The organism is Streptomyces sp. NPDC057271, assembly GCF_042668715.1.
Taxonomy (GTDB): Bacteria; Actinomycetota; Actinomycetes; order Streptomycetales; family Streptomycetaceae; genus Streptomyces.
Genome location: NZ_JBHUYJ010000058.1, coordinates 45,972 through 49,585, shown reverse-complemented (window position 1 = coordinate 49,585; position 3,614 = coordinate 45,972). Strand labels below are relative to the sequence as shown.

Annotated in this window: 4 protein-coding genes; 1 reads left to right on the top strand and 3 read right to left on the bottom strand. The window is 71.9% G+C overall.

The annotated features are described in order from the left end of the window. Window positions 1-36: 36 nt before the first annotated feature. The 3 genes from ACFUJR_RS24600 to ACFUJR_RS24590 all read right to left on the bottom strand — a co-directional run bounded on the left by ACFUJR_RS24600 (window position 37) and on the right by ACFUJR_RS24590 (window position 2,493). The gene (locus ACFUJR_RS24600) at window positions 37-660 is read right to left on the bottom strand and encodes a GNAT family N-acetyltransferase (RefSeq protein WP_383164957.1); all 624 of its coding nucleotides are present in this window, start codon (window positions 658-660) and stop codon (window positions 37-39) included. 68 nt (window positions 661-728) lie between these two features. After that, on the bottom strand, window positions 729-878 hold the full coding sequence (locus ACFUJR_RS24595; RefSeq protein ID WP_383164960.1) for a hypothetical protein: 150 nt from the start codon (window positions 876-878) through the stop codon (window positions 729-731). 247 nt (window positions 879-1,125) lie between these two features. Continuing rightward, entirely contained in the window at window positions 1,126-2,493 is a 1,368-nt protein-coding gene (locus tag ACFUJR_RS24590; protein WP_383174137.1) for an MFS transporter, read from the bottom strand. Between the two features lie 574 nt (window positions 2,494-3,067). Between ACFUJR_RS24590 and ACFUJR_RS24585 the strand changes: the two genes are divergently transcribed. Continuing rightward, window positions 3,068-3,556 carry a DUF1269 domain-containing protein gene (locus ACFUJR_RS24585; protein ID WP_383174134.1) on the top strand — a complete coding sequence of 163 codons (489 nt, stop codon included), beginning with the start codon at window positions 3,068-3,070 and terminating at the stop codon, window positions 3,554-3,556. The last annotated feature ends 58 nt before the right edge of the window (window positions 3,557-3,614 follow it).

Below are 3,614 nucleotides of genomic sequence, written 5' to 3'. Positions count from 1 at the left end.
AGCACGCCGCCGGGCCCGCCCTTAAGGCGGACGACGCTACTTCGACGACACTCCCCAGGCGGCCGGGGTGCGCGGCTCGCGCCACATCGCCCACAGCACCGGCCCGCCGCCCGGGAGGCGCAGTTCTTCGCGCACCCGGAACCCGAAGTGCTCGTAGAAGGGAAGGTTGTCCGGCTTGGAGGACTCCAGAGAGGCGGGCAGCCCGGCCGCGTCGGCCTTGGCCAGACCCGAGCGCAGGAGCGCGGCCCCGTGGCCCTGGCCCTGGGCGGCCGGGTCGGCGCCGATCAGCGCCAGGTACCAGTGCGGCTCCTGGGGCGTGTGCTGAGCGGCGGCCTCGACCGCGGCCCCGAACACGGGTGCCCGGTCGCCGAGGATGTTCTGCAGCTCCTGGATCGTCTCCGCGTCGGGAACGGCCTTGGCCTGCGCCTCCGGCGGCACCCAGAAGGCGGCCGCCGCCGCGGTGCGCTCGCACACCGCGTGGTGGACGTACTGGCGGGTGAACAGGGTCGTGAAGTAACGGCCGAGGGACGCCTCGCGCGAGGCGTCGTCGGGGAAGAACCAACGCATCATCGGGTCGTCGTCGAAGGCGCGGGTCAACGCGCGGCCGATCAGCGGAGCGTCGTCGATCGTGGCCGTCTGCGGAATGTTCGTTATCGACATACGGGTCATTCTGCTCCCCGATGATCTTGGATCGCGCGGGGGGTCCGGTTCGCCCGCCCGCGCTCCCGTCACCCGGGGGTCGCCTGCGGCTCGTCCGAGTCGAGGATCGACGTCTCCAGCTTCCGGGGGAGAGGGGCGAGTCGGCGTCGCTCGGCGGGCGACATCGCGTCGGGCGTCCGGCGTTCGTTGTCGAGGTGCTCGGCGAACACGGTGTCCACGGCGGCCACTCCGTGGTCGGTGAGGCGGGAGGGACGACCTTCCGGGCGCCGCGGGCGTACGGCTCCGGCCGGCACCCTCCGGCATCTCACAGCGCTGAGAGTCCTACCGCTCAGGCATTCGGGCCCGGAGCCGGCGGGACGCCGAGGGCACCGGATGCCCGGACGGGAGCCCCAGGGCGGGTGGACGCCGAAGCCCCCGGCCCGGCGGAAGGCCGCCGGGCCGGGGCGGGACGTGCGACGCCCGGTGTCAGCTGTTGAGTTCCTCCAGCGTCCTGCCCTTGGTCTCGACCGCGAACCAGGCGATCACGGCGCCGACCAGGGCCATCGCCGCGAGCTGTGCGAAGACCAGGGACAGGCTGCCGCCCGCACCGATGATCGTGCCGACCACGACCGGCCCCAGGACGACTCCGAGCCGGTTCCACAGACCGCCGAACGCCGCGCCCTTGGCCCGGTTCGCCGTGGGGTACAACTCGGGGGAGTAGAGGTAGAGGCCCGCGTTGACCGCGTACAGGAAGAAGGTCGTGCAGGAGGCGAGGACGGCGACCTGGCCGCCCGACGTCGCGCCCGCCAGGGCCAGTACGCCCAGTGAGAGCGCCCCTCCGACGAGTGCGGTCATGAGCGCCGGCCGGCGACCGATGCGTTCGATCAGCAGGGCGACGAGGAACGTGCCGCACAGGCCGGTGAGATTGCTCAGCAGCGTGTAGACGAGGGCCGTCGTCAGATCGAGGCCGAACTGCTTGGTGTAGAGCGAGGGCAGCCAGGTCGAGATGCCGTGGTTGACGTAGTACGCGGCGAACCACAGTCCGGAGAGGACGGCCGTACGGCGCAGGTAGCGGCCCCGGAACAGGTCGCTCAGGCGGCCGGCCCGTGCGACGTCCTCGGGGACTCCGGCAACCGGTGTCGGCAGCGGTTCGGCGGTGGCGCGGCTGACCTCGGCCTCGATCCGGGCGATGGCCGCCTCGGCCTCCTGGGTGCGGCCGCGGGCCAGGAGCCAGCGCGGGGACTCCTCGACGTGGCGGGGCAGCGCGGCGGCGATCAGGGCCGGGAGGGTGCCGATGACGAACATGGCGCGCCAGCCGAGGTTGGGGACGACCCAGACGGCGACCAGCGTCGCGGCGGCGAGACCGGCCGGGAAGATCATCTCGTACAGCAGTACGAATCTGCCGCGTTTGTCGGAACGCGCGATCTCGTTGATGTACGTGGCGGCGACAGGAACCACCCCGCCGATGCCGAGCCCCTGGACGAGCCGGAAGAGAGAGAAGGTCTCGATGGAGCCGGAGAAGGCGACGGCCAGGCTGGCGAGACCGGTGACGGCGACACCGAGCGCGACCGTGCGCACCCGGCCGATCCGGTCGCCCAGCCATCCGGCGCCGAGCGCGCCGAGGAGCATGCCGATCGAGGCGGCGGTCACGGCGAAGGTGGCCTGCCCGGTGGTCAGGTTCCATTCCTTCGTCAGGACGGGCAGTGCGGAGGCGGCCAACAGCTGGTCGAACGCCTCGAAGAAGGTGACGGCGCCGATCAGGAATCGCACCTTGACGTGCCAGCGCGAGTGCGGCAGTCGTTCGAGCCGCGCGGCTATCGAGCCGAGGGCTGGCTTGCCGGCCACAGTCGTCATGGAGGGGTCCTTCCGCGAACAGAGAGGTTGCGGAGACATTAGGTTCAGCTATCGCGCGGTGCTGGCAACGCCGGGCGGCCCGGCGGGCGTCGAGTGGCCGATCGATCTCCGGTACGCGACCCGGACCGACGCCCCCTACGGCCTCTCCGCGCCCGTCCTCCCGGCCCCACCGACGGTGAACCGGAGGCGGCCGGAGCCCGGTCGGCCTCCGCACGCCGCCCCGTGATCCGGGCCGGCGGCGGCGCGGTAAGCGGCCGCCGTGCGCTGACCCGGCTCCTCGACACGACCGGCGCGGCCCTCGCCACCTCCGACTCCCGGCGTGGCGCGATCCCCGAGGACCGCGAGCAGGAGGCGTGCTCGTCGACGCCGACCAGCGGGAGAACCCGTACCGGCGCGACCTCGGTGTGACGCGCCTGCGCCGGCTGTACCTGGCGGGGGCCGAATCCCGGTCCGCGGCGGCCGTCTGAACGGCCGTCAGCCAGGACGTGGGCCGGTCCGTCCGCGCGCCTGATGCCCTCGTCCTTATGTCGGCATACGGTGCGAAGTGACTGGTCTGCCAGCAAAGGAGATGAATATGTCCGAGCTCATCGTTATCGGCTACGACGAGCCCTCCGTCGCGAAGAAGGCCTTCCAGGCGGTGCAGGAGCTCCAGCGCAACCACGTCGTCGAACTCGGCGGGCTCGCCGTCGTCACGGTCGACCAGGACGGCGAGACCCACGTCGACACGCCCGCGAGGATGGACAAGGTGGCCCTCTCCGCCACCGCGGGGGCGCTGTGGGGCCTGGTCTTCGGGATCCTCGTCCTCACCCCGGGCCTCGGCGTGGTCGGCGCCGCGCTGGGCGGACTCATCGGCAAGCTGAACCGGATGGGAGTGGACAGGGACTTCCGCAGCAAGGTCGACTCCCTGCTCAAGCCCGGCTCCGCCGCCGTGGTGATCATGGCCTCGAAGGTCACCGAGGACAAGTTCACCTCCGCCATGCAGTCCTTCGGCGGCACCGTCCTCAAGACGTCGCTCTCGGAGGAGGACGAGCAGGCACTCGTGGAGCAGCTGGCTGGCGCGTAGTCGCCGATCTCCTGTGGGGCGGCACGGAAACTCTCCGTGCCGCCCCACCGGGCTGTCC

Coding starts and splice junctions, on each gene's coding strand:
- ACFUJR_RS24600 (WP_383164957.1), bottom strand. CDS start 660: ATGTCGATAACGAACATTCCGCAGACGGCCACGATCGACGACGCTCCG.
- ACFUJR_RS24585 (WP_383174134.1), top strand. CDS start 3,068: ATGTCCGAGCTCATCGTTATCGGCTACGACGAGCCCTCCGTCGCGAAG.
- ACFUJR_RS24590 (WP_383174137.1), bottom strand. CDS start 2,493: ATGACGACTGTGGCCGGCAAGCCAGCCCTCGGCTCGATAGCCGCGCGG.